Source organism: Geobacillus sp. CAMR5420 (assembly GCF_000691465.1).
In the GTDB taxonomy this organism is placed as follows: domain Bacteria; phylum Bacillota; class Bacilli; order Bacillales; family Anoxybacillaceae; genus Geobacillus; species Geobacillus thermoleovorans.
The window spans coordinates 80,678-104,525 of record NZ_JHUS01000054.1; the positions used below are offsets into that span (position 1 = coordinate 80,678).

The window sequence follows — 23,848 nt, forward strand, 5'->3', positions numbered from 1 at the left end:
TCACATTCTCCTTTCTAAGCGCGTCAAATTCGGCCGCAAATGCATAAGCAGCTGAAGGCGGTCGACAACAATTTGGTTATGCTCATCAATATAGGCGCATTCCATTTCATTTCCTTCATCCGTTTTCGAATCGGGCGCTCGGCTCATGATGTCGCCGATGCGCAGCTGCATCGGTTTCATGACCGATGCAGCGATGATCGCCTGTTTATTGCCGGCATACCCGGCATGGGCGATGCCGCGCAGGGCGCCGAGAATGAAAATGTTGCCTCCGGCAATGACCGTTCCGCCAGGGTTCACGTCGCCGATCAGCAGCAAATCCCCTTCGACATGAAGCACTTGTCCCGAACGGACAATGCGCGAAACGGGCACAATTTCCGTTTTTCTCATCCATTCTATCGCTTCTGCTTTCGACATGACATTGCTTTCGATCGAATCGACGACCAAATTTTTTGAACGGCGGATGAGCGCACGCACCTCTTCCTCTTGGGCAGGCGTCAAATAGCGGTTCCCAATTTTCAGATGAACAGAGACAAGGGGGCTGTCTGGCGCGACGCCAGCTTGTTTGACAAGCCGCTCCTCGATTTCTTTCAATAAATCGTCATACGAGCAGCGGTCATCGAGATGCAGCGTCAGCCCATCTTTCGTCCCTTTAATCGTCACGTACTGCTGCTTTTGTTTCGCCACAACGTTCACCCCAACGAATAATTCTACAAAACGGGCCGTTTTTCCTCTTTTATTCTTCCTGCTCAAACCGGCGAATTTTTGCCAATCGCCGTTCGAGCGGGTACGAAAAGACGAGCAAAAACGCGACGTTCAGAAGCAGCGTCGGCCATAGACGGCGGTCCCAAAAAACAGAAAACGACCAATCGGTCCGCCCGATCAACAGCTGGATGCCGTAGACATAACTGTCAAGCAGCATAATGGAAAGCAGAGACAAGAGCGATGCAACGAACCAGTTTTGGTGGAACCATTTCATCGCTTTGCCCGCCAAGTAGGCTATAAGCGTATAGGCAAACGCATAAACACCGAGCAGCTCTGTGTAGACGCAGTCATACAGAAACCCGAAGATAAACCCGTACCCCATCGCCCGCGTCCCGCCGAAATGCATCGCTGTGAACACGAGAAAAACAAGAAAAAACCGGGGAACAAAAAAATAGTGGACATACAAGTCGCCTTTTGGCCATATATCAACAAAAAGGCTCTCACTCACAAAACATAACACCGCAAGGAAAGGGAGACGCCACTTGTTCACTTTGCCTCCTCCTTTTCCTGCAGTGCTGCATCGATGGTTCGTTTCACAATCATGACGTCGTCAATATCATACAAGTTGGCAAACGGCTTGACATAGACGACTTTCGTCAATCCGTATTGGTCCGGCTTGACTTCAGTCACCTCACCGATCGGCAGCCCTTTCGGAAACACGCCGCCAAGGCCGGAAGTCAACACTTTTTGCCTTTTTTCCACTTTGGCGTCAATCGGAATTTCTCCGAGCAGCAACTCGCGCCGCTTCTCATCGTAGCCTTCGATCAACCCAAACACGTTTTCCTTTCCTTGGATATAAGCGGAAATGCGGTTGTTTTGGTCAAGCGCGCTTAACAGCTGCACAGTGGACGTAAATTGGGAAGCGTGCTGCACCTTGCCGACAAGCCCCGCTGGGGTGATGACGGCCATATCTTTTTTCACGCCGTGTTGCTCGCCTTTGTTGATGATGATCGTTTCCCGCCAACGATCCGGGTTCCGCCCGATCACCGTCGCCTGAATCGAAACAAAATCACGCAAGCTCTCTTTTTTATCGAGCAACGCGCGCAGCCGTTCGTTTTCTTGCCGCAGCGCCTCGACCTCGGTCTCAAGCGCCGCATATTCCTCAAGTCTTGCCTTCAGCAGTTCGTTTTCCTTATATGTACGGCGAAGATCGCTCACATTTTCAAAGAAGCCCGCGATCTCCTGGGCGGGCTTCCCGAACAGAAGCTGAACAAAACCGACCGTATCTTTTACGAACTGCTCCGGCCACGTCAACTCTTCGCGGCTGCGCAGGGAAAAGCCGATCAACATGACAAGGATGACGATGCTGACGAGCAAAAAAATGAGACGCTTATTCCCGAAAAGCTGTGGCATGCGTCACACCTTCTTACCGTCAGCGATGGTCTCTCGCCTTGTTTTTAAACAAGTCGATGTGGTCGAGCGCTTTCCCGGTGCCAATGGCCACGCAATCAAGCGGATTTTCCGCGACGATGACCGGCATGTCCGTCTCTTTGCTGATGACCTTGTCCAAATTGCGCAACAAAGCGCCGCCGCCTGTCAGCACGATGCCCCGGTCCATAATGTCAGCCGCCAGCTCCGGCGGTGTTTTTTCGAGCGTGTTTTTCACCGACTCGACGATCGCATAGACCGTATCGTGCAGCGCCTCAGCCACTTCTTCGGCGCTGATTTCGATCGTTTTTGGCAGCCCAGTGAGCAAGTCGCGGCCGCGAATTTCCATGTTTCCGATTCCTTCCGGATTTCCGGCTGAGCCGATTTCGACTTTAATCGCCTCCGCCGTCCGTTCTCCGATCATCAAATTGTACGTTTTTCGGATGTATTGAATGATCGCCTCATCCATTTCATCGCCGGCGATGCGAATCGACTGGCTCGTCACGATGCCGCCGAGCGAAATCACGGCCACTTCAGTCGTACCGCCGCCGATGTCGACGACCATGCTCCCGGTCGGCTCCCACACCGGCAAATTGGCGCCGATCGCGGCCGCAAATGGTTCTTCAATCGTATAGGCGTCGCGTGCTCCAGCCTGGCGCGTCGCATCGATGACCGCGCGCTCCTCCACGGCCGTGATGCCGTACGGCACGCATACCATCACATACGGCTTGCTGGCAAACAACCCTTTCGTTTTGACGGCCTTGCGAATGAAATATTTCATCATCGTCGCCGTCGTTTCATAATCGGCGATGACGCCGTCTTTCATCGGACGAAGCGCCACGATGTTGCCCGGCGTGCGCCCGATCATGTTTTTCGCTTCATTGCCGACGGCGACGATTTGCTTCGTGTCGCGCTGAATGGCGACAACCGACGGCTCGCGCAAAACGATCCCTTTTCCCTTCACATAAACGAGCGTATTCGCTGTTCCTAAATCAATCCCGAGATCTTTCGTCCCAATTCCAAACATATGATCGATCTTCCTTTCCGAAACGAAATGCATATGATTTTCTATTGACAACATGGATCGGATGTCAAGTCATTTATAAATTGTACAACACCGCCCGAACGGATTCGGAAAAACCCATAGTTGATATTATAACTGATTCGACAAAAAATGAGAACCGTCAGACATAGCCTTTTTCTTTCAAACTGACGAATTTTTGATCGCCGATGATGAGGTGATCCAAGAGCTCGATGCCGATGATGCGGCCGCATTCCGCGAGCCGTTTCGTCACATCGATGTCTTCGCGGCTTGGAGTCGGATCGCCAGAAGGGTGGTTATGCACACAAATGACTGAGGCGGCGGAACGTTTGATCGCCTCTTTAAACACTTCGCGCGGATGGACAATCGAGGCGTTTAAACTGCCGATGAACACCGTTTTGCGGTAGATGACTTGATTTTTCGTATTTAAATAAATGGCGACAAAATGTTCTTGCGATAAAAAGCGCATATCTTCCATGACGTATTTCGCTCCGTCTTCCGGGCAACGAATCACATAGCGGTCGGCGCAGCCGGACTGGTGGATGCGTCGGCCGAGCTCCAACGCCGCCAAAATTTGCACGGCTTTCGTCGGCCCGATCCCTTTGATGTTCGTCATTTCTTCGACCGTTGCGTCTTTGAGCGACCTCAGCCCCTCAAAATGGCGAAGGAGACGCTGGGCGAGCTGCACGACCGACTCCTCCTTCGTGCCCGTGCGCAACAAAATGGCGATCAGTTCATGGTCGGATAAACTTTCCGGCCCTGATGACAGCAGCCGTTCACGCGGCCGGCTGTCTTTCGGCACATCGCGGATCATCCACGCCATCATACTCCCCCTTTTTTTGTTTTGCTTCATCGAAAGACGGAGAGGCTTGAACCGCCCCTCGGTACGACAGCAGAATCCGTTTGCGGGCGCGTTCTTTTGCCAAAAAGGCGCCAGACGGCGGCCGCTTTTGCTTTTATCTATGCTGGCGGCCACCCGAGCCGGCGCAATTCCCTGACCGTCCGCGACAGCGGCAGGCCGACGACCGTCAAATAGTCGCCTTCGATCCGTTTGACAAACAGGGCGGCGCGGCCTTGGATGCCATACGCCCCCGCCTTGTCCATCGGCTCCCCGGTCGCAATATAGGCGGCGATTTCCTCGTCATCGAGCTCCCAAAACGTGACTGCTGTTTTTTCCGCAAACGATGTGATTGATCCATGAGGGAGTGCGATGGCGACGCCGGTCCATACGTCATGCGTTCGCCCGGACAAGAGCCGCAACATGGCGAATGCTTCTTCTTCCGTGCGCGGCTTCCCTAACAAGCGGCCGTCGCACACAACGATCGTATCAGCGCCAAGAACGTACGCATCAGGGACAGACGGCGCCACCGCCTCCACTTTCCGGCGGGCAAGCAGTTGGACAGCTTCATCAGGGGGCGTTCCGGGGGCGATCGTCTCATCGGCTTGACTTTCTTGAACGTCAAACGGCCAACCGGCCAGCTCGAGGATCTGCCTGCGGCGCGGGGAGCGGGAAGCAAGCACGAACCGTGGAGGCATCGTTCATTCTCCTTTCACTCGTTTCGGCTCGGAAGATTCATTTGTATCGTAGCAAATTTTGCGGTGAAAGGCAATTTTCTGTATAGATGCAATTTGAAGCATGAACATTTGCAGATTTTACTAGGCATTTGATCGACTGTCGGGCGACCGAACAACGCCGCTTTCAGACCCATGTATGGGTCTGTGAAGCGGGTGGTTGTTCGGTCTTCCAAGCCACAGGCTTGCCTTCGACAGTCGAAAAATGGACAAACGGCTTTTCCGTCAAGGATATGTTAAACTTTTTCATTGCAATCTATATGCAAATGGGCAAAAAAAAAAAACGGGGCTTCTAGCTCCCTAGCGGCACCAATTCGATATAAGCGGCGAGCGCCTCGAGCAGCTGTTGCTGGGCTTTGGCCAACAGCGCTTCATCCCGTTGCTCTTTGTATGCGGCAAGGGCGGCATACGCCTGCTTCAGCGCTTCAACATACCGACCGACTGTTTTGTCGCTTGAAGCGTTGCTTTTTTCTAACGCGTCATACGCCTTTTGAAGCGCCTGCCAGTCATCTTCTCCTGCTTTCCTGCCGCCAAGCAAAGCCGCGGAGACCGCTGCCATGTTTTCATACAAAACCTCCCCTTTTTGGATGGCCTCCGACCGGCGCGCCGCCGCTTCGGCGGCAAACGACAGCTCTTTGACATACGTGCTTGGCACCCTTTGGCGATATTGGTCGTTGACCGTCCGCAACGTTTCCTTATCCGCGCCGACGGCGATATAGAGCGCTGCCGGTTTTTGCCCCGCGACGACGACCGGCACGCCTGCTGTTTTGATCGATTCGGACGCCTGCTTGGCCGCCGCCGCATTCGAATAGACGCCAGCTTGAATGACCGCAATGGAAAACGGCGCTCGTATGACGCTTTCTCTCCCTTCTCCTCCCGCCGCCGTTTCAGGCTTTGTCAATTCCGTCATCGCTTCAGATGCCGGCGACGAAGCAGATTTTTCCTTCGGAATGATGTGCAGCACCGTCATGCCAAACGCCATGCCGACCAACGCAGCGACCAACGCGGCGGCAAGCAGCGACTTGGCTTGAGCCGGGAGCCGCCATGGCCGACGTCTGCCGCTTTTCTTTTGTTGCATCGCCTCGGAAATGACCCGTTCATCCGCCTCAAGGGCGGCCGCCTCTTCCCAACCCGTCGTTTCAACATCTTCCCGAACTTGCCCATCCTCCGTAAACCACAGGCCTGTTGATGGCTTGCCTGCGGATGGCCCGCCTTCTTGAAACGCGCTCACTTGGCGGCTGTCATCCGCCTCGTTTTCTGCTCGCTGTCCTTTCCCTAGATGGCTGTCCACCGGATATCCATTCGACTCCTCGGACGGCCGTCCTTCCGACGAACGCTCCACGGTAAATGGGCGGGGCTTGCCGTTGATATTCACCATAATGCGCATGCGCTGCTTGTCCATTTGGCCACCGTCCTTCTTCCTGCTTCGATTTCTTTCGCCTATCTTACCACAAACGGAAAAAAAAAGAACAAGACATTTGTCGTCTTGTCCCCGCTTCTGTTCTTCATTTTCCGACATCAACGGTTGCGAATCGCCTCGGTCCCCAGCGCTTCGACAGGAATCGGCTGCTCGCGCCCCTCATAGGTGCAAAGCTGCTTTGTCTCGCCTTTCAAGCAAACGGCGTAATCGATCCCGCCGTCTTCCCGCTTCGTGGCAAGCACGTACGATGGATTCGTTTCCGGCGGCAATACATTTCCGGTAAACGGATCTTCGATTGGATCCAGCAAACCGTTGCCCACCAATTCTCCATACGACAATATGGCAGAAGAACGGGCTGGCAAAAATTCCACTTTCTCGGCGCCGACATACAGCCGCGCCGCTTCATACAAGCCATAAGCATCCGAAACAAACGCCCGCTCGCGCGCACGGTCGATCACCGTCCACATGGCAAGACCGACGATCATCGCCACAATGCCGATGATCACCAACACAGCCAAAAGCTCAATGAGGGTCATCCCCCGCTTCATGCGAATGAGCATATCGGCCTTCCACCATCCCCGCTACCGTCCCGAAGGCGGCGCCACTTCCACGAGCGGATTGTCTTTGCCGCTTGGCGGAGGGACATCGCGAACGGGAGACAACTGTTTCCATTTCTCAAGCTTCGGAGCATAAAACGCACGAACGGTCACCGAATACGTCAACGGTTGGACTTCATCAGCGATGGACATCAGCTCCGGAGGCCCAGTGACGGTCAACCCTTCAATCGCCACGATGCGCTCCGACTGCTCCAACACCTCTAAAAACCGTTCAAGCTGATAATAGGAAGGCGACTGCACGGTCAGTTGGGCGGTGATGGATTGAATGCTGCTTGACGGAGAAACCGCTCGATTTCCTTCGCTTCCGTTGTTCGTTCCACTGTCGTTCTGCTGTGAAGATGCTGCTCCTTCATCAGAAAAATTGACGCTCACCAGCTGGCTGTCAGCGATATATTCCGCTTTCTGAAACAAGAGCAACAACTGGTCCGTAAGCGGATGGACAGGGACTTTTTTTTGCAATGAAGCAACGGTTTGTGCTGTTTCCTCTGAAGAAGGAGGCAGCTTTTGCTTCAAAGCGGCGAGCACCTTTTTCTCGCTTTGCACCGTTTGCTCCATCTGCTCGAGCTGGCTGTAGCGAGGCATGACCAGCCATGAATAGGCGGCCGCAAACAAAAGCGCGGTGACCGCAGCCATTGCCGCAACAAGAAGCGGCCATTTGCCAAAGCGGCTCATGATTTTTTTCCCTCCCCATCAGCCTGTTGCAGCTCCAGCTCATATTGCGCCATATATCTTGGCACGACTTGATGATCTTCCGGTTCGCCACTCGTCTCGCTATTGGCCGCCACATTGACCAGTTTGACGTTTTTCACCATTCTCACTTTTTCTAATCGATCCAAATAATAGGCCGCCTCTTCCGGCGCATCAAACTGCACCACCATGGTCATCTTTGTCTGATCCGAGTACGTCACATTCATCATGAATCCGCGTTCGGGAAGCTGCTTTGTCAATGCCCGCAGCAACGGCACTGATTTCAGCGGATAGCGTTCCGCCCATTTCACCGCCTTCGCCAGCTCTTCTTGCTCCTTCTGTTCGTCTATATTTTTCATTTTCGCCGCCAGTACATCTTGCTCCGCTCGCACTTTTTTTAATTCCGCCTCCAACATGGCCTGGCGATGATCCGCACGATCGATCAACCAATACAGCACCGAACCGGCTAGGAGAAGCAGCGCCGCCCCGAACAACAAAACGAGACGGATCGGCTGCCTCGTTTCTTTTTTCGGCAATAAATTGATTTCAGCGATCATCGTCAGCCCTTCCTTCTTTCAACGCCAATCCCCAGGCGAGATGAAAGCGGTCCGGCAGCGGATCAAGAGACGCGCTGAGCCGTTCTACAGGCACTTCAAGCCGCTCTGTCAAAGCCGTGAACACATGGCCCAACTCTGGATGATCGCCGGCGAGAAACAGGCGTGTGATGGACTGTTTGCCTTGTTGGAGGGAAAACGAATAAAAGCTCATGATCCGTTCCATTTCCTTATACACATCGACGAACGGATCCACAATCGCCGCCGTCCGGTCACGATAGGCTTCAAGCGGCAAATGGCGCATAAACAACGGCAAATGACGATGAAACACGCTCAAATTCACGGCGGATTCGTCAAACTGCACAAGCAAAATATGATCGTCCGGCGCAGCTTGTCCCGCCGCATAAAACGGACGATAAGCGCAAAGCGGCGATACATCCGCGGCCACCGGGCGCAAATCGGCTTCTTCCAAAAGCGCCGCGTATTCCGACACCGCCTCTTCCGGCGCCGCAAACAGCAAAATCGACACCGCCTCGCTCGTTCTCTCCATCACCACATAATCAAACACCGGATCGGCAAAAGGAAGCGGAATCGACTCGCCAAGCTCCAGAAATAAATAGCCGCGAATCTCTTCATCCGACAAATGAGAAGGAAGGGGCAAACTGCGGATCATGACGAATGGATCAGGGACGACAAAGCGCGCGCGATGGCCGTCTATTTTCCATTCCTCCACGCATTCGTCCAAAATCATGGCCAATGTTTCCCCATCGACGATGCGGCCGTCGCGAACAACCCCTACTGGCAATGCCCGTTCGCCCCATCGTTTCACTTCAGGCGGATGCCCTAGCTTGACTTCCACATAGCGAATGGCATGGTCTTTTACGACGATGTTCACATATTTGGACTTTCCCCACCATAACGCCATTCTCGTTCGCCCCCTTTCTTCCCATCCTTACACAAAAAGATCCATATACGCATCGACAAGCTGATCACCGAAAAACAGCGCCGTCAATGACCCGAGCGCAATCGCCGGCGCAAACGGCATCGGCTTGCCGCGCCGCACGCGCCCCAGCGCCATGCCAATCAGCCCGATGATCGTTCCATACAACGTCGCCAAAAAAAAGGCGAGCAACACCATTTTCCAGCCAAGCACCATTCCCAAAACCGCAAACAGCTTCACATCGCCGCCCCCCATCCCGCCATTGGACAAAACGGCAATCAGCCATAAAAGCGAAAATCCGACCGCCGCCCCAAGGAGCATATCGACCCACGGCAAAAACGGGATCACAAGCCGCTCCATCAAAAACAAACCGGCAAACACCAAAAGCACCCGGTCAGGAATGAGCATATAACGAAGATCAGACACAACGATGATGGCCAACAAGCTGATGAGCGTCCACGCCACAATCAGCCGTCCGCCCCAGCCGATCCACATCGGCGCGGCCGTCAACAAAGCGGCGGTTGTCAATTCCATCAAAGGGTAAAGGGGGGAGATGCGCCCCCCGCACCCTTTGCATCTTCCTTTTTGCGCGACATACGAAACAACCGGGATGAGCTCCCCAGCCGATAGCGTCCGTCCGCACGCCGGGCAATGCGACCGCGGCCTGATGATTGACTCCCCGACCGGCACCCTCAGCCCGACGACGTTAAAGAACGAGGCGAGGAGGAGAGCGATAATAAAGACGAAGATGACCATCATACTATTAGTTAAGATCTACATCATCTCTTGTCAAATCACTAGCATCTTTGTCGCCTTTAATATACACATGTTTGCCATCATTGTCCACGAGTTTAACATGATATTCAATTCCTATTACCTTATTATTCGAATCGGTTTTTTGCACAATTTCTACTTTACTTTCGGTTGCATGATATTGTTTGGTCGACACCTTTCCGGGTGATTTCGGAATATTTTCCAAGTAACCCCCGTCATACAATTGTTGCAACGTATACACCGATTGCGTGTTTTTATCAGCAGTCACCGCTAAACGAGCGGCACTCACAATTTGCTGCGCATTAGCAATATGGGCATCCTTTTTCGAATTGTCCATAATCGCCCCAATTGCCGGAATCGCAATCGCCGCGATAATCCCTAAAATGACAATGACGGCGAGCAGTTCGATGAGCGTCAAGCCGCGCTCGTTTTTGATGATGCGTTTCAACATCACTTTCCTCTCCCTTTCTTTTTTAATGTTTTAGCACGATTTCCCTATTATTCTACAATATAGTCCAAAAAATAGGAAGATATTCTTAATATAAATTATTGTTGAATGTGATTAAAGATGTCGTACATCGGGACGATGATGGAGGTGACGATCGTCCCCACGACGCCGGCAAGCAGCACAATCATCAGCGGCTCGATGAGCGACTTGAGGCGATCGGTGCCGGCGTCGACTTCCGCTTCGTAAAAGTCGGCGACTTTGCCAAGCATGGCGTCAAGCGAACCGGTTTGCTCGCCGATCGTGATCATTTGCGCCACGAGCGGCGGAAACGCCCAATGGCGGCGGAGCGGCTCGGCGAGCGACTGGCCGCGCTCAAGAGCGGTTCGCGCTTCATCAAGGACGGACGCGATCACTTCATTTTCTACGACGCGCTCGGAAATGGACAGCGCCTCTAAAATCGGCACGGAGCTTGACACGAGTGAGCTCAATGTCCTCGTGACGCGCGCCAATGCCGCTTTTTGGACAAGGGTTCCGAAAATGGGCAGCCGCATGGCCGCATAGTCCAAATAATATTTCGTGCGCTTTTGCCGGCGCAGCGCGGTGAACAAAAGGAACACCCCGATCGCCAGCAACGTTATCATCCACCAATAATGCTGCATAAATGCGCTCGCTTTCAGCACAAACTTTGTGATCGCCGGCAATTCGGCGTGAAAATCGGCAAACATGTCGACAAACGTCGGCACGACCGAGACAAGCAAAAAGATGACAACCGCAACGGCGATGATGGCGACAGCCACTGGATAGGCAAGCGCCGAGACGATTTTTTGCCTTGTTCGATGCACTTTTTCAAAATGGTCGGCAAGCCGGTCGAGCGTTTCATCGAGCGTGCCGCTCGCTTCACCGGCGCGCACCATATTGACAAACAATGGCGGGAAAATGCGGGGATGCTTTGCGGCTGCGGCAGAAAGCGGATTCCCTTCTCGGAGATGCTGTTCCATATCGTCGAGTGCACGAGCAAGCGCTTTGCTTTCCGTTTGCTCCGCCAAAATGCGGATCGAATCAACGATCGTCACCCCGGCGCGCACAAGCGTTGCGAACTGGCGCAAAAAGACGACGAAGTGCTGCAGCTTGACGGCTCGTCCTATGGAAATTTCTTTGTTCCAAACAGATGACGGCACCTCGGCGATCACAATGGGGCGAATGCCTTTCTCCCTCAATTTCAGGACAGCCTCACGGCGGGAGTTTGCGGCAATCGTCCCGGATTTTTTCCGTCCGCTTCGGTCGCGCCCCTCATACTTAAATTGCGCCATCCGCTCCACGCTCCCTTGTCAAATACGCTTCCGCGGCCAATGGATCAATACGGCCAGCGGCCACAAGCTCCCTGACGCTCATTTCCATCGTCTGCATGCCCACACTGCGGCCCGTCTGCATAATATTGATGATTTGATGCTCTTTTTCATTGCGGATCAAATTGGCCACTGCGGCATTGTTGATTAAAATTTCCATAGCCGCCGTCCGTCCTCTCTTCCGACCGTCGGGAAATAAACGTTGGGCCATGACGGCAACAAGGACGGAAGCGAGCTGCAGCCGAATTTGCGCCTGCTGGGCTGACGGAAAGACGTCAATCATCCGTTCGATCGCCGCTGGGGCGCTCGCCGTATGAAGGGTGCCAAGCACTAAATGACCCGTTTCCGCGGCAGTGATCGCGGTTTGGATCGTTTCCAAATCGCGCATTTCCCCGACTAAAATCACATCCGGATCTTGACGAAGCGCAGCGCGCAATCCGGCGGCAAAACTGTTCGTGTCAAAGCCAACTTCCCGCTGGTCGATGATCGATTTTCCGTGCTGATGCAAATATTCAATCGGATCTTCCAGCGTAATGATATGTCTGGACATCGTTTTGTTCATGTAGTCGATCATCGCCGCCAATGTGGTCGATTTGCCGCTGCCGGTCGGCCCGGTGACAAGCACAAGCCCGTGCGGCTTTTCCGCGATGCGCTTTAACACGCTTGGCAAGCCGAGCTCTTCTAATGTCGGAATGCGCGGCGGGATGAGGCGCACGGCAAGCGACACGCACGACCGCTGCTTAAACACATTGATCCGGAAGCGGGAGACACCCGCAATACCGTACGAAAAATCAAGCTCCCCCGTTTCTTGAAACTGCTGCCAAAGCGGCGGCGGAATGATGGCTTTCGCCATTTGTTCCGTGTCCTCCGGGTTCAGCCGTTCTTGCCCATACGCCTTCAGTTCCCCATTCACCCGAAAAATCGGCGGCGCCCCGACCGTCAAATGTACGTCAGACGCACGGTATTCAAAAGCCGCACGCAACAACGCCTCAAGCTTTTCCTTCATCCGTCTCACCCATCAATGCAAAATGGCCACTTTCAGCACTTCTTCAAGCGTCGTCAACCCTTGCTTCACTTTCAACAGCCCGTCATCGAGCAAAAAGATCATTTTGTTTTGAATGGCGAGTTCCCGCAACTTCGAAAACGGCTCATTGTTTAAAATGACGCGGCGCATCTCGTCCGTCATGACAAGCAATTCGTGGATCGCGAGTCTCCCGCGGTAACCGGTCATATTGCACGTCGGGCAGCCGCGGCCACGGACGAGTTGGCGGATGTCGATGCCCCGACGGGCGAAAATGTCCCGCTCCCGCTTCGTCGGCTCATACACCTCCTGGCAGTCGCGGCAGATGCGGCGCACAAGCCGCTGCGAGACAACGCCAGCGAGCGATGTGGCCACTAAAAACGGCTCAATCCCCATATCGATCAGGCGGGTGATCGTGCTTAACGCATCGTTCGTATGGAGCGTGCTTAACACTAAATGCCCGGTGAGTGAGGCGCGGATCGCCACTTCCGCCGTCTCGCGGTCGCGAATCTCCCCGACCATGATGATGTTCGGGTCTTGGCGCAAAATCGAGCGAAGCCCTTGGGCAAACGTTAAGCCGACATTCGGGTTGACTTGAATTTGGTTGACGCCTTCGATCTGATATTCAACCGGATCTTCGATCGTAATGATGTTGACATGTTCGCTGTTTAAATGATTGAGCGCCGCGTAAAGCGTCGACGATTTCCCCGAACCGGTCGGCCCGGTGATCAAAATGATGCCGTTCGGACGCTCGATCAAACGGATGAACCGATCTAAATTGACCGGGTTGAAGCCAAGTTTATGAATATCGTTTAACGCCGCACCCAAATCGAGGACGCGCATCACGATTTTCTCCCCATACACCGTCGGCAATGTCGACACGCGCAAATCAACGGGATGAAAATCGATGTTCATTTTGATCCGCCCGTCTTGCGGCACACGATGCTCGGTGATGTCCATGTTGGCCAAAATTTTGATCCTCGCCGTCAACATGCTTTGCATATGTTTCGGCAGCGCCCTCTCCGTTCGAAGCAAGCCGTCAATTCGATAACGGATGAGCACTTTTGTCTCCTGCGGATCGATATGAATATCGCTTGCCCGCTGTTCGACAGCAAGCTGCAAAATTTGGTTCACTAGGCGAACAATCGGGGAATCGTCCTCGGCCGTCCGCCCGTCTTCGCGCATCTCCGTCGGCGGCGCTGGCAGCAAATCATCAAACGATTCGTCCATGTCATAATATTTATTGATCGCCCGCAAAATATCATCCTTTGAAGCGATCGCTGTTTCGATCTGAAACCCCGTTGACAAGCGCAAATCATCAATAGCAAAAAAATCCATTGGATCAGCCATTGCAACGAGCAATCGATCGTCTTCCACCTTAAGGGGCATGATCAGATGGCGGCGAGCAAACTCTTTTGGCACTAGGCTCGTCGCTTTCGGATCAATCGGGTAGCGATACAAGCTGACATGAGGAATGCCGAGCTGAAACTCAAGCGCCTCAATGAGCTGCTGCTCTGTGATGTAACCTCGCTGCAGCAACGCATCGCCAAGCTTTTGCCCAGGCGTTTTCTCACGCAACGCTTCAGCCAGCTGTTCTTCCGTAATCAGCCCCGCTTCCACCAACAAATCACCGAGGCGTTTCCGCTCACGTTTTTTGTTCATCGGCTTCCCCCGCTTTCCCCGCTTTGCTTCGATTCGGTTGAAGGGGCTGCGTTGGTCTGGTCGCTGCCGCTTTGCCCTTCGCCGTTTTGGACTTCTGATTTCTCTTGACCGCTTTCCGCTTCAGTCTGACCGCTATTCGTTGCATCAGACGGTGAAGATGGCGTTTCGCTTCCTTCCCCCGTTGTATTGGATGAAGATTCTGGGACTTCAAGCCCTCTTACCTCAACCGCATACGTCGGAGGGTAAAAATCCTCGCTCACCGTCTCTTTGCGGATCAGCCGGGAGCCATCGCGCACTTCGCGTTCGACTTTTACAAGCAATCCAGAACGGCCGACTTGTTTCGTCACGGTTTCATCCGGCGCCAACCGGGCATCGTATTGAATGATTTTGCGCGGTTCGATCCGCTCTAGCCCGCTCGTGCGCACGATATATTGATACGCAAACGGCCAACCGTACACTAACGCTTTCACTTGGCGGCCATCGTAGCGAAGAATGAGCGTATAGTCCGTCGAGTTCGGATTCAACCATTGTAAATCGCGTTTGTCATCCACCTTGGCCTCAAATCCCGGAGGAATGCCATCTGGAAGCGAACTTCCCGCATACCGTTCCATCAACAAAAAATTCGTCGACAGCACAGCACGATACACCGCTGATGCCAATGCGTCGACAGCCTGATTCGACAGCCCGCCACCAGCCTGCTGAATCACGGCGCGCAACGAGACCAATTGATTGGCGCGGAGGACGACGCGGCGTTCCGAAGCAAGAAAACGGGAGAGACTTTGATCGCGAACGGCAACAGCCGCTTCACTCACGACCGTCTGCCCCTTCCCGGAAGAGGGAAGATAATGGGCCAAGTCGAGCGGCTTGTTCGGAACGGCAAGCTGGGACGCCGCCGCCTCCAAATCCGCTTCCAACGCTTTGAGATCCAAGGCGGGGACTGCCGCCGGCGGGAGAAGGCGTTCAACGGTTTCCATGCAAGCGCTCATGTCAGCCAACACAAGAAGCGGCGAGGAACGGCCGTTGACCACGTTTTTTGTGCTTTCCGACAAGCGAAATGTAAAGATGTCAGCCGGCAGCTCGGCTTTCTTTTCTTGATAGCGGACCGAAATCGAAGCTGTCGATCGCCAGTCGCTCACCTTGTCTGCCACCGCCTGTTGGGCTTCCGCTCTCGTCATCCCAGCAAGCGAAATCGGCCCGACGTACGTCCCGGAGCGATAGCGGTCTTGATCAGGGCCAAACGACTCATAAGCCAAAACGCCCAAGCGGGCAAAGGTGAGGAAATAAACGGTGCAAACCGCCATCACGATAAACAGTTTTCCTATGGAAGCCGCTCTCACCTCGAGCTCCCCCTTTTTCACTCAGCTTCGATGTTCATCGACACATCGACAATGACGCTTGGACCCGCCTCTTGCGCTTTTCTCACATCTTCTTCGCGAAGCGTCGTTCCCGCTGGAAACAGAAGTTCGCCGTTCAAATCATAAATATCCTTGGTCACCCGTTTCCCCGCAAGAAGCGCCACTTGCTTTTCACGGAGCGATTCAAGCGCTTCGACATTTTCCGCTGTCTCCGACATAGCTTGGATCTGTTCAGGAATGTTGCTGGCCTCTGTTTCTTTTTCATTCTTTTGAATGAGCATCGACGCATCGGAAAGGAGAGCTCCCGAAGCGTCGTCGCTGACGATCAATATATCCTTTCCATAAGTCAACACTTGGGCGGATGGCAACACCGCTTCTCCACTTTCAAGGCGAAGGGCGATGCCGATAATATCCCCTGTCTCTTCGTTTAGGAAAAACTCATGGACTTCCCCCAAAAGCTGTCCTTTGCGCGTGATGGCTTTTGTATTTTTGATGCGGATTTGCTTGTTGACAAGCTGGTTGGCAATCGGAATTTCCGCCAAATCAATGACATCATGGCTGCTTGCCACCGTAACGGCGAATTCGCCGATTCCGACGATTTTTTTAAACGGAATCGCTTTTAAACTGAGTTGCACATCTTCTTGCTCGACAGTCAAAAAATCGATGGAACCTTTATCAGGATTAATGACAAAGCTTTTCACGGCGCCGATTTGCATCCCATCCGCAATGCTGATGATCGGCAATCCGATGATTTGCGCGCTCGCTTTCATCCTCTTCACCTCAACCATTTGCTAATGTAGCGGCGATTTCCCGCCAGAGTGCCAGTTCAGCCGCGATAGCTGGATAGTTTGAAAAACGTCGCTCGAGCTGGTCAACCCACGCACGAAGCTGTTGGCCATTTTGTTCCAGTGCATAATGCTCCAACAGCAGGCGGGCGAATACGTAGTAATCGCGATCGGAAAGCGGGGCTTGCAAACATTGATGCAGGCATTGTTCATACGCATCGGCCGTCAAACGGCGGCGGCTCAGCATCAATTCCGCTGCCGCCATTTGCGCTTTTTCCGAAGCAACCAAATGCATTGGTTCTTCAGCAAACGGCTCATCTGCCGCCTCGACGCATTCTTCATATTGAGGATTCTCTTCGGAATCCGCCTTTTGTTCCTCTTGCTGCTCGGAAGCGTCCGCTGTTTTTTCGCTGACCATCGCTTCAGCAGCTGATCTCAACGAAACGGCATCATCCACGAGCCGATCCATCCAATCGACCGCACCGCTGTCTTGATCATGTCCAATCTCAAGGCCATCAGCAAACATCACGCCATCGTCCTCGAAGCTTTCCGCCTCCACGCGTTGTCCTTCTTTATGATGCCAGATGTCATGGATTCCGGCAAATCCATCCTCATCCGGAGCCACGGCCGCCTCGAAAAAGACGCCTCCGTGCTCCCGTTTGACGCTGTCCGTTGAAGAGAACTCGTATTCTCCGCCTTCCACGCGCTCTGAGAAACGATCATCCATGCTCATCCATGCATCCCATTCATTCTCGCCGCGGCTCTCACCCTTAACGATTTCTGCTGCATTCAGAACCGGCTCATCGGCTTGCGATCCTTCATTTCCGCTCTCTTTTGACACTTCATCAAGCACCGCTGTCTCAAGGTCCGGCGTCACAGCGCCCGGCCACTGATCCAACCAATCGGAAACACGCCGCAGCGGTTCGGACGCTCCAACGATTTCTTCCGCTTGCTCCCACGGTGGAACAGTTTCTGCCGCTGCCTCCATCAACAAGTCAGCGGGAGAATGGTTCACTTCTTCCGACCGTTCTGCTGTCTGCTCTATCGATGATGATTCATTAGGTTCAGAAAGGGGCGGCGCTTGATCAAACTGGATCGACGGCAACGGCGCCTTTGGCAAAACAGGGACAGAAGCCAAAGATTCCGGCGCCGACCGCTCCTCTTTTTCTTCTTTTACAAAACTTGATTCACGAGAAGCCCCGGCGCGGTAAAGAGCAGCGCCAAATCGGCGGTCAAGCAAATACGATGCAGCCGCCAACAACAAAAGAACAAGAAGCCCGGCCTGCCAAAGCGGAATGATCGAACTAGCAAATTCGGCCAAAAGCGCAGCCAACAGCGCCATAACAACCGCTGTAAGCCCCCCAAGCCGGCTGAAGCCAAGCGGAAGAAGCCAAATCAGCAGCAGCGCCACGACAAAAGCACCGGCATACATGAGCGCCTCTTTCATCATGCCCCCCCCGTTTCTTCTATGACAAAAGACCTCTTTTATACTAAAAATCTGCAACATTCGACTCTTACTTATTGTATAATAAAGTTACATATTTTGAAAGAAGGTTGTGATCAATGACGGACAAGAATTTTTTTTCCTGCCGACGCACTTTAGGGTTCACCCTTATCGAGACATTGTTGTCCATCACGCTGTTGTCTGCGGTGGCGATCGGCTTGTTTTCCTTTTTCACCCACGCTATGACGTATACAGCCGATAACGAACGACGAACGGTGGCCATCAACGTGGCGCGTGGAACGATGGCGTACTTTGAAAAAAATGTTCTCTTTTCTTCCTTATCGAATTACATGACAGAGAACAATCTTTCATTTCTTAAAGTAGAGAAAAACAGCTGCAGCCATGAAGCCTTGTCCTCTTTATTGTTTCCAAGCGGAAATCAGGGCGAAACGATAAGCTCTCAACAATCATGCACCGCCCAGCTCGCCCCAACAATCAATGATGTTCAATACGAAACAACGGTGTACATCATCCGCTGCGATCAAGAAGGATGGGACGGATTCCTCACCTCCTCTGAATTTGCGTCATTGCCGGAGCGGCTCAAAGAAGAGATCCGTCGTGAACGAAACAACATGATCTCCTCCGAAGCCGGCACCTACATGGCGAAACTGTACGCCGTTGTCCGTTGGGGAGAACGAAACGGCGACATCACATGGGTGGAAGGAGTGGTGACCGATGAGACGATCCGTTAACACCCAAGATGGGATGACGCTTGTCGAGCTGTTGGCCGCCATTTCCATTTCCATGTTGATCATTGGCGCCATCTATACTGTTTTTCTAGCGGGCATTCGCGTTTATCAGCACATCGGCATTGAAAGTGAATTGCGGAGCGAGGCGGATTACGCGGTGGCACGCATCATGAATGCCTTGTACATGTTCTCGCCGGACGGCCTTGAAGCCGATCGGAGCCAAGAAAACAAAACGCTTAGTCAACTGTCGTTTGTCAAAAACGAGCAATTCAAAACGAACAACCAAGTCGGTCTTGTTTCCCGCGAAACCGCGGCGCAATCGGTCCATCGAATCATTTCGATTAAAGACGGAAAACTGATGATGGACGGGGAAGCGATTACATCCACACGCCTTTTGCTGGACGATTCTTCCTCCTTTTCGTTCCGTTGCGCGCGCAGAGACGGAGAAATTTGCCGAAGTGGGGTTATCACCATCATCTTAACGATCAAAGATGGGAATAACAACGGGATGCTTTCAATAAAACCTTTCACTTTACAGACGGAATTCGGTTTTTAGGGGGGAGGCCCTATGCGCCGAGATCAGCGAGGATATAGTTTGATTACAACATTGTTGGTCATCACCGTCTTTTTATTGCTAGGTCTAACCATTGTCACCACCGCCGTCGAGCACGCCCAATTCACCACCGTGCGCGTGGATGACGTACAATCGCTGCATGAGGCGAAGACGGATGTCAACGAGGCGGTCGCCGATCTGAAAGCAGAGTTATCGGATCCAAATTTTTTGGTCCGCCATCGTATTTTTGCGCCTGACCAATGGGATCAGTTTCTCGGGCTTGGCAGCTCGTCTCCTGGAGAAGACACGATCGCCGGCCGCCTGCGCGACCGCTACGGGGTGATCATGGAAGATGAAAGCGAGCAATATGATATTCCCAAAAACCAAGTGTTTCTTCGCGCCCTTCGTTTAACGAAAACGTTCAATGACGGCCATCGGACGCGAACCGTCAAGCGGCTCGTCTTTGTGACCAATACGCCAAGCTTTTTGAAATATGCGCTTGGCTCAAAGGAAACAGTGGTCCTCAACGGCGGGGTTTATGTCGAAAACGGGAATGTATACACAGGGCAAAACGCCTATGCCAGCAACGCGACCAACTATGTGAAGGCAAACGGACAGCTGACCGTCAATTCGTCTAACGCCGGCATGCCGCTTTTATCCTCTTCCTCGATTTGGTATACAAACGACGGACAATTGAATGCATGCGGGCAAACGACCGGTTGCTGGGAAGCATCACAAGGCCGTTTTCGCATGAAGACCAATTGGGCGCCTCGTTGGCCGACGGATGTGCCAGAACCGGCGCCAACCATCAGGCAAGAAAACGAAGATTTTATCGATGTCGATTTTGACCTTACTGTGGCCGACAAACTGTTGCAAGCATCGGGAATTTTGCCCCCGTCATCCGATTACATTGAGCGAATGGAATCCATTCAAGAAGCCGGGGACAAAAATAGCCAACTTCACACGTTAGTGGCAGAGTTGTCCAATCAATGGACCTCGATCCAATCGAATCAACCGGATCCAAACGATCCACGTAAAACGCTTGAAGAAGTGATCAAAGAGCAGTCCAAAACCAAACCGCTCTACCTCGATGGAAACAGCGTTTTGAGAGGAGATGTCGATATTCAGAACAGCGGAGTCAACCAATGGCTCATTGTCAACGGCGATCTTCGCCTTGATGGGCCGACAAATCCCAGTACATTTGTCAGCGTACGCGGAAATTTTATCGTCCTCGGTGATTTAACTTTGACAGGCAACTTGCGGCTTGACGCAAGCATCTACGTCACCGGGAGCACGAAAATTTACCAAAGCCGGATCGAACGGGCGCTAAACAACAAAGGTGTTGTGTTGCTGTCGAAAGGTCCGCTCGATATTTCCCGTATTAATGAATTCAATAACCCAACCATTCCGACACCGAATTTGAAAGGATACTTTTACACAGACAGCAGCGCCACGATTTATGCCGTTGGATCCTACTTGTATATCGAAGGCGGGCTGTTCGCCCGCGGAAACGGAGCAACAGCTCCAGACACAGACATCAATGGGCTTGTCGTCAACGCATTCCGCGGTCAAGTCAATGGGGAAAACGGAGAACCGGACCGGTTTACGCCAGGAAGTGATCCGTTATCCTCACGCCTCGTCGTCCGCTATCGTCCTGAAATGCTTGTTGAACAAGGGACAGGACTTCCTTTTGTCAATCGCATTTCGCTCGTGGTCGACCGATTGGAAGTAGAATGAAGGAGGCATTTTTGATTCAAAACGGAAAGCGGCGCTCCCGAAAGGGAGGCCGCGCTTTATTCATGGCTACCATTTGCCGCCGTTCCCGCCATTTTGGTTGGTGGAAGGCGATCGGACAATGACGGTCGCCTCAGCTTGAATATCCCGGCCATCCAGCGCTTTCACCTTGGCTGTCGCCGTGATGGTGGCATATCCGACATCAACCGCTTGCAAATACCATTTCCCGTTTTCTTGAACCACCTTGACAAACCGATCGTCAGACGTTGCAACAGAGCGAAGCGCCTTGTCCGTTGCATTTTCCGGAATGAAACGGAGTTCTGGCGCCACTTCGAGTTGATCGCCGACATTCATGTATAGAATCGGATTGCGGAACGCCATGCCTGTAAGCGGTACGTACGGATCAATCACACGAATCGTTGCCGTCGCTGACGCATTTCCTCCGTCTGTCGAGCGGACAGTGATGGTGACCGTTCCAGGCTTTAGCGCTGTCACGGTTTCGTTTTGCACCACGGCGATCGTATTGTCGCTCGATGACCATGCCAACGTTTTGTTCGTCGCATCGCTCGGAACGATCGTCACTGGAATCGTCTGCGTATCTCCGACATTCATCGTCGCCTGATATGAACCAAGCTTCAGTTCTGTAATCAGCTTTGTATACGTAAACGCTGCGCTCGTTAAACCCGTTCCTCTCGTCAATCCTCCTGACGCCTGCACATTCACCGTGTAGGAACCGTCATTGGAAATGGCAACAACATACGGCGACGAGAGCGGCGTCCAAGCGGATGCCACCCCATTTCGCACTGCTTGGTACTGATATGACACCCCTTCACCGGCTACCAACCCGGTTATTTTAACGGTCGGCGCCTCATAAGTCGTCGCTCCGTTTGGCACGACGCCATTGGCTGTCACAACGGAAAGATGGGGTTTAATGTACACCGGTACCGTCTGGCCGTTGCTGTACGTGACAAGCAGCACGCCATCATCATTCGGGTCATATTGCAGCGCTTTGACAGGTAACGGCAATAATCCATATGAATTGGAATTAGAATTGGGATTCGCCTGTCCGACAATGTCGTCTGATAAAGCAGAAAATTTGTGTTTTGTGATAGTACCCTTTCCATCCCCTTCATAGTAAAAGTATGGAAAATCATCCAAACGAACTGTCATGCCGATTCGTTCCGCCGGCGGAACGAGCGTCGATGTTTGGGCGCCATAACGGCTGTCGGTGAATGTCACCGAAGCTGGCGGCAATTGAACACTGTTCATGGCAAAGTCCGCCTGCATCACCCATTGCGCCGAGAGCGTCAGTTTGTTGAGCTGGCTGTAGTCGAACGTTTGATTGGTGAAAGACCATTTGGCATAACGCTTGCCATTCTCCACATAGGTTGTGACTTTGTCATCGGGAACAACGGAGATGCCATCGGGCAGTTCTTGGACAATGCTCACATTGCTGATCGTCCCGGTCGCATTGCCGACATACCCGACAAGCGACAACGAATACGTAGCCCGGAAGCGGTTGTCGTCGCCATCGGTGGCCCCGCGTTTGATTAAGCTCGTGACATCATTGGTCAACCCTTGCAGCTTCACCGTTCCAGTAAACGACGGCGGCGCTTCATCTTTGACAGTGACGGTCACCGTTTTCGTCACAGCCGGCTGTGGTTGGCCATACACATCCCGATACGTCAGTTCAGCATTGAACGTATATGTCCCTTTTGCTTTAAATGACACGGGAATCGGAACTGTCACCGGCGCCGGTGTGCCCTGGCCAACTTGGTATGGGATGGAAAACGAAATATACGCGTTTTGCTTGTTTTCATCCAGCCATACTTGGCCGTTTTCCGCAACGGCGACATTGCCGCCAAACGACGAAAGCGGGATGCGGATCGTTCCGGTGATCGCCGGCGTGGTGGCAAGCTGGGAAAACTGTTGGAACAAGGCGGTCAAATTTTGCGTCGTTCCTTGCCGCGCCTCGCCGCCGGCAGTCGCTGAAAGCGACCGTAAATAGTCCATATCGACTTCATCATTGTCGCCGAAGCCGATTGAGTAAAGAGTGATATTGTTCATCCCGAGCGTTTTCGCCACCGCTGTGGCATCGGCTCGGATTTTCCCTTCGATGCCGCTGTAAGTGAACGAATAGCCGTTATCCCAAGACACCCGCCATCCATTGACATAATCTTGCCCGTCGCTGTAAAATTGGCGAGAATATCCTTTGTTGTCGGTAAAACGGATACCGGCAGTCCGTCCATCGCTGTACAATTCGTATGTGACCGAAAGAGAATCGGTTACTCTATTCCCTGTATACTGATATCCGCCCCAAAATTTCGGTTTAACCTCCCGGTACGTAATCGTATCGACTGTATTCAACACCGTCGGCATGCCATCCGTTAAGAAAATGATATACTTTTTCCTCGTTGGGTCCGTGAAATACGACTTAGCAAGAGACAAAGCAGCCGAATAGTTCGTTCCGCCGCCGGCGGTCAAGCTGTTGCCGGTATTGAGAATGGCATCAAGCTGACTTGCAACATTCGAGTACTTCCCAAACGGAACCACACTTGCTTCCCGCACTCCATCGGAAAACGGAATAAGAGCAAAGCGGTCATTTTGGTTGTAATTGGACTTAAAGTAGTTGACCGCCGCTTGCAGAGCGGATTTGGCGCTTTGCAGCTTCATTGCCGTCATCGACCCCGACACGTCCATGACAAACACGACATCGATCGGCGGGCGGATGATTCCTGAAACAGCGCCTTGTGGAACGAGCGTCACATCGAGCCGGCCTTGGGCATCGCCGTTTGGCGGCTTGGCGTACTCTGATTGTGACGAAGAAAACTGCAATTGAAGCGATGGCAGAGAGGAAGAAGCGGCTTGAACGGCAACCTCCTTCCCACCTGTGCAAAACATGAGCAAAAATGCCCAGACCGACGCTGTAAGAGCTTGGAAAAACCTCCTTTTCCTCATGTTCCTCTCCCCGTTTCATGACAAATTGCCTATTTTTCTTTATCTTCATTATACCAT

Annotated in this window: 23 protein-coding genes; 3 read left to right on the top strand and 20 right to left on the bottom strand. The window is 52.8% G+C overall.

The annotated features are described in order from the left end of the window. The 19 genes from minC to DI44_RS03925 all read right to left on the bottom strand — a co-directional run bounded on the left by minC (position 1) and on the right by DI44_RS03925 (position 17,800). Positions 1-693, bottom strand: coding sequence for a septum site-determining protein MinC (gene minC, locus DI44_RS04010; RefSeq protein WP_013144614.1), 693 nt, complete (start codon positions 691-693; stop codon positions 1-3). 40 nt (positions 694-733) lie between these two features. Next, the gene (mreD, locus tag DI44_RS04005; RefSeq protein WP_011232091.1) at positions 734-1,252 is read right to left on the bottom strand and encodes a rod shape-determining protein MreD; all 519 of its coding nucleotides are present in this window, start codon (positions 1,250-1,252) and stop codon (positions 734-736) included. Beyond that, positions 1,249-2,115 carry a rod shape-determining protein MreC gene (mreC, locus tag DI44_RS04000; protein WP_013144612.1) on the bottom strand — a complete coding sequence of 289 codons (867 nt, stop codon included), beginning with the start codon at positions 2,113-2,115 and terminating at the stop codon, positions 1,249-1,251. Before mreC ends, mreD begins: the two co-directional genes overlap by 4 nt. 19 nt (positions 2,116-2,134) lie before the next feature. Continuing rightward, a complete protein-coding gene (locus tag DI44_RS03995; protein ID WP_011232093.1) occupies positions 2,135-3,157 on the bottom strand; it encodes a rod shape-determining protein in 1,023 nt (340 codons plus the stop codon). 157 nt (positions 3,158-3,314) lie between these two features. Next, complete coding sequence (gene radC, locus DI44_RS03990; RefSeq protein ID WP_013524237.1) at positions 3,315-3,995, bottom strand: DNA repair protein RadC; 681 nt, start codon at positions 3,993-3,995, stop codon at positions 3,315-3,317. Between the two features lie 137 nt (positions 3,996-4,132). After that, positions 4,133-4,708: a Maf family protein gene (locus DI44_RS0117265; protein WP_013524238.1), complete on the bottom strand. Its 576-nt coding sequence runs from the start codon at positions 4,706-4,708 to the stop codon at positions 4,133-4,135. A 328-nt stretch (positions 4,709-5,036) separates the two neighbouring features. Further along, positions 5,037-6,146, bottom strand: a complete 1,110-nt coding sequence (locus DI44_RS03985) for a hypothetical protein (RefSeq protein WP_033025918.1) — start codon at positions 6,144-6,146, stop codon at positions 5,037-5,039. 116 nt (positions 6,147-6,262) lie between these two features. Continuing rightward, entirely contained in the window at positions 6,263-6,724 is a 462-nt protein-coding gene (locus DI44_RS03980; RefSeq protein ID WP_011232097.1) for a type II secretion system protein, read from the bottom strand. A 21-nt stretch (positions 6,725-6,745) separates the two neighbouring features. Then, positions 6,746-7,453, bottom strand: coding sequence for a hypothetical protein (locus DI44_RS03975; RefSeq protein ID WP_033020268.1), 708 nt, complete (start codon positions 7,451-7,453; stop codon positions 6,746-6,748). Further along, entirely contained in the window at positions 7,450-8,025 is a 576-nt protein-coding gene (locus DI44_RS03970; RefSeq protein ID WP_011232099.1) for a DUF2681 domain-containing protein, read from the bottom strand. The genes DI44_RS03975 and DI44_RS03970 overlap by 4 nt, the downstream gene beginning before the upstream one ends. Continuing rightward, positions 8,015-8,947: a pilus assembly protein PilM gene (pilM, locus tag DI44_RS03965; RefSeq protein WP_011232100.1), complete on the bottom strand. Its 933-nt coding sequence runs from the start codon at positions 8,945-8,947 to the stop codon at positions 8,015-8,017. Before pilM ends, DI44_RS03970 begins: the two co-directional genes overlap by 11 nt. A 27-nt stretch (positions 8,948-8,974) precedes the next feature. Next, positions 8,975-9,721 carry an A24 family peptidase gene (locus DI44_RS03960; protein ID WP_033025921.1) on the bottom strand — a complete coding sequence of 249 codons (747 nt, stop codon included), beginning with the start codon at positions 9,719-9,721 and terminating at the stop codon, positions 8,975-8,977. Positions 9,722-9,725: 4 nt separating this feature from the next. Next, the gene (locus DI44_RS03955) at positions 9,726-10,187 is read right to left on the bottom strand and encodes a prepilin-type N-terminal cleavage/methylation domain-containing protein (protein ID WP_033025923.1); all 462 of its coding nucleotides are present in this window, start codon (positions 10,185-10,187) and stop codon (positions 9,726-9,728) included. Positions 10,188-10,282: 95 nt separating this feature from the next. Further along, positions 10,283-11,494 (bottom strand): type II secretion system F family protein, encoded by a 1,212-nt coding sequence (locus DI44_RS03950; protein WP_021321856.1) that lies wholly within the window; start codon positions 11,492-11,494, stop codon positions 10,283-10,285. Then, on the bottom strand, positions 11,481-12,536 hold the full coding sequence (locus tag DI44_RS03945; protein WP_011232104.1) for a type IV pilus twitching motility protein PilT: 1,056 nt from the start codon (positions 12,534-12,536) through the stop codon (positions 11,481-11,483). The genes DI44_RS03950 and DI44_RS03945 overlap by 14 nt, the downstream gene beginning before the upstream one ends. A 12-nt stretch (positions 12,537-12,548) precedes the next feature. Further along, positions 12,549-14,213, bottom strand: coding sequence for an ATPase, T2SS/T4P/T4SS family (locus tag DI44_RS03940; protein WP_011232105.1), 1,665 nt, complete (start codon positions 14,211-14,213; stop codon positions 12,549-12,551). Further along, positions 14,210-15,550, bottom strand: coding sequence for a VanW family protein (locus tag DI44_RS03935; protein WP_033025925.1), 1,341 nt, complete (start codon positions 15,548-15,550; stop codon positions 14,210-14,212). The genes DI44_RS03940 and DI44_RS03935 overlap by 4 nt, the downstream gene beginning before the upstream one ends. 17 nt (positions 15,551-15,567) lie before the next feature. Next, on the bottom strand, positions 15,568-16,338 hold the full coding sequence (locus DI44_RS03930; protein WP_033025927.1) for a PRC-barrel domain-containing protein: 771 nt from the start codon (positions 16,336-16,338) through the stop codon (positions 15,568-15,570). A gap of 10 nt (positions 16,339-16,348) precedes the next feature. After that, entirely contained in the window at positions 16,349-17,800 is a 1,452-nt protein-coding gene (locus DI44_RS03925; protein ID WP_011232108.1) for a hypothetical protein, read from the bottom strand. Positions 17,801-17,916: 116 nt separating this feature from the next. Here DI44_RS03925 and DI44_RS03920 point away from each other — a divergent pair, with 116 nt between their 5' ends. The 3 genes from DI44_RS03920 to DI44_RS03910 are packed head-to-tail and all read left to right on the top strand — an operon-like array spanning position 17,917 to position 20,836. Further along, the gene (locus tag DI44_RS03920; RefSeq protein WP_021321853.1) at positions 17,917-18,549 is read left to right on the top strand and encodes a prepilin-type N-terminal cleavage/methylation domain-containing protein; all 633 of its coding nucleotides are present in this window, start codon (positions 17,917-17,919) and stop codon (positions 18,547-18,549) included. Then, the gene (locus tag DI44_RS03915) at positions 18,533-19,102 is read left to right on the top strand and encodes a prepilin-type N-terminal cleavage/methylation domain-containing protein (protein ID WP_021321852.1); all 570 of its coding nucleotides are present in this window, start codon (positions 18,533-18,535) and stop codon (positions 19,100-19,102) included. Before DI44_RS03920 ends, DI44_RS03915 begins: the two co-directional genes overlap by 17 nt. Before the next feature lie 12 nt (positions 19,103-19,114). Continuing rightward, positions 19,115-20,836 carry a hypothetical protein gene (locus DI44_RS03910; RefSeq protein ID WP_033025928.1) on the top strand — a complete coding sequence of 574 codons (1,722 nt, stop codon included), beginning with the start codon at positions 19,115-19,117 and terminating at the stop codon, positions 20,834-20,836. 66 nt (positions 20,837-20,902) lie between these two features. On the opposite strand, the gene DI44_RS03905 is transcribed toward DI44_RS03910, so the two are convergent. After that, on the bottom strand, positions 20,903-23,791 hold the full coding sequence (locus DI44_RS03905) for a VWA domain-containing protein (protein ID WP_033025929.1): 2,889 nt from the start codon (positions 23,789-23,791) through the stop codon (positions 20,903-20,905). Positions 23,792-23,848: the final 57 nt, after the last annotated feature.

Coding starts and splice junctions, on each gene's coding strand:
- mreC (WP_013144612.1), bottom strand. CDS start 2,115: ATGCCACAGCTTTTCGGGAATAAGCGTCTCATTTTTTTGCTCGTCAGC.
- DI44_RS03995 (WP_011232093.1), bottom strand. CDS start 3,157: ATGTTTGGAATTGGGACGAAAGATCTCGGGATTGATTTAGGAACAGCG.
- radC (WP_013524237.1), bottom strand. CDS start 3,995: ATGGCGTGGATGATCCGCGATGTGCCGAAAGACAGCCGGCCGCGTGAA.
- DI44_RS0117265 (WP_013524238.1), bottom strand. CDS start 4,708: ATGCCTCCACGGTTCGTGCTTGCTTCCCGCTCCCCGCGCCGCAGGCAG.
- DI44_RS03985 (WP_033025918.1), bottom strand. CDS start 6,146: ATGGACAAGCAGCGCATGCGCATTATGGTGAATATCAACGGCAAGCCC.
- DI44_RS03980 (WP_011232097.1), bottom strand. CDS start 6,724: ATGCTCATTCGCATGAAGCGGGGGATGACCCTCATTGAGCTTTTGGCT.
- DI44_RS03975 (WP_033020268.1), bottom strand. CDS start 7,453: ATGAGCCGCTTTGGCAAATGGCCGCTTCTTGTTGCGGCAATGGCTGCG.
- DI44_RS03970 (WP_011232099.1), bottom strand. CDS start 8,025: ATGATCGCTGAAATCAATTTATTGCCGAAAAAAGAAACGAGGCAGCCG.
- pilM (WP_011232100.1), bottom strand. CDS start 8,947: ATGGCGTTATGGTGGGGAAAGTCCAAATATGTGAACATCGTCGTAAAA.
- DI44_RS03960 (WP_033025921.1), bottom strand. CDS start 9,721: ATGATGGTCATCTTCGTCTTTATTATCGCTCTCCTCCTCGCCTCGTTC.
- DI44_RS03955 (WP_033025923.1), bottom strand. CDS start 10,187: ATGTTGAAACGCATCATCAAAAACGAGCGCGGCTTGACGCTCATCGAA.
- DI44_RS03950 (WP_021321856.1), bottom strand. CDS start 11,494: ATGGCGCAATTTAAGTATGAGGGGCGCGACCGAAGCGGACGGAAAAAA.
- DI44_RS03945 (WP_011232104.1), bottom strand. CDS start 12,536: ATGAAGGAAAAGCTTGAGGCGTTGTTGCGTGCGGCTTTTGAATACCGT.
- DI44_RS03940 (WP_011232105.1), bottom strand. CDS start 14,213: ATGAACAAAAAACGTGAGCGGAAACGCCTCGGTGATTTGTTGGTGGAA.
- DI44_RS03930 (WP_033025927.1), bottom strand. CDS start 16,338: ATGAAAGCGAGCGCGCAAATCATCGGATTGCCGATCATCAGCATTGCG.
- DI44_RS03925 (WP_011232108.1), bottom strand. CDS start 17,800: ATGAAAGAGGCGCTCATGTATGCCGGTGCTTTTGTCGTGGCGCTGCTG.
- DI44_RS03920 (WP_021321853.1), top strand. CDS start 17,917: ATGACGGACAAGAATTTTTTTTCCTGCCGACGCACTTTAGGGTTCACC.
- DI44_RS03915 (WP_021321852.1), top strand. CDS start 18,533: ATGAGACGATCCGTTAACACCCAAGATGGGATGACGCTTGTCGAGCTG.
- DI44_RS03910 (WP_033025928.1), top strand. CDS start 19,115: ATGCGCCGAGATCAGCGAGGATATAGTTTGATTACAACATTGTTGGTC.
- DI44_RS03905 (WP_033025929.1), bottom strand. CDS start 23,791: ATGAGGAAAAGGAGGTTTTTCCAAGCTCTTACAGCGTCGGTCTGGGCA.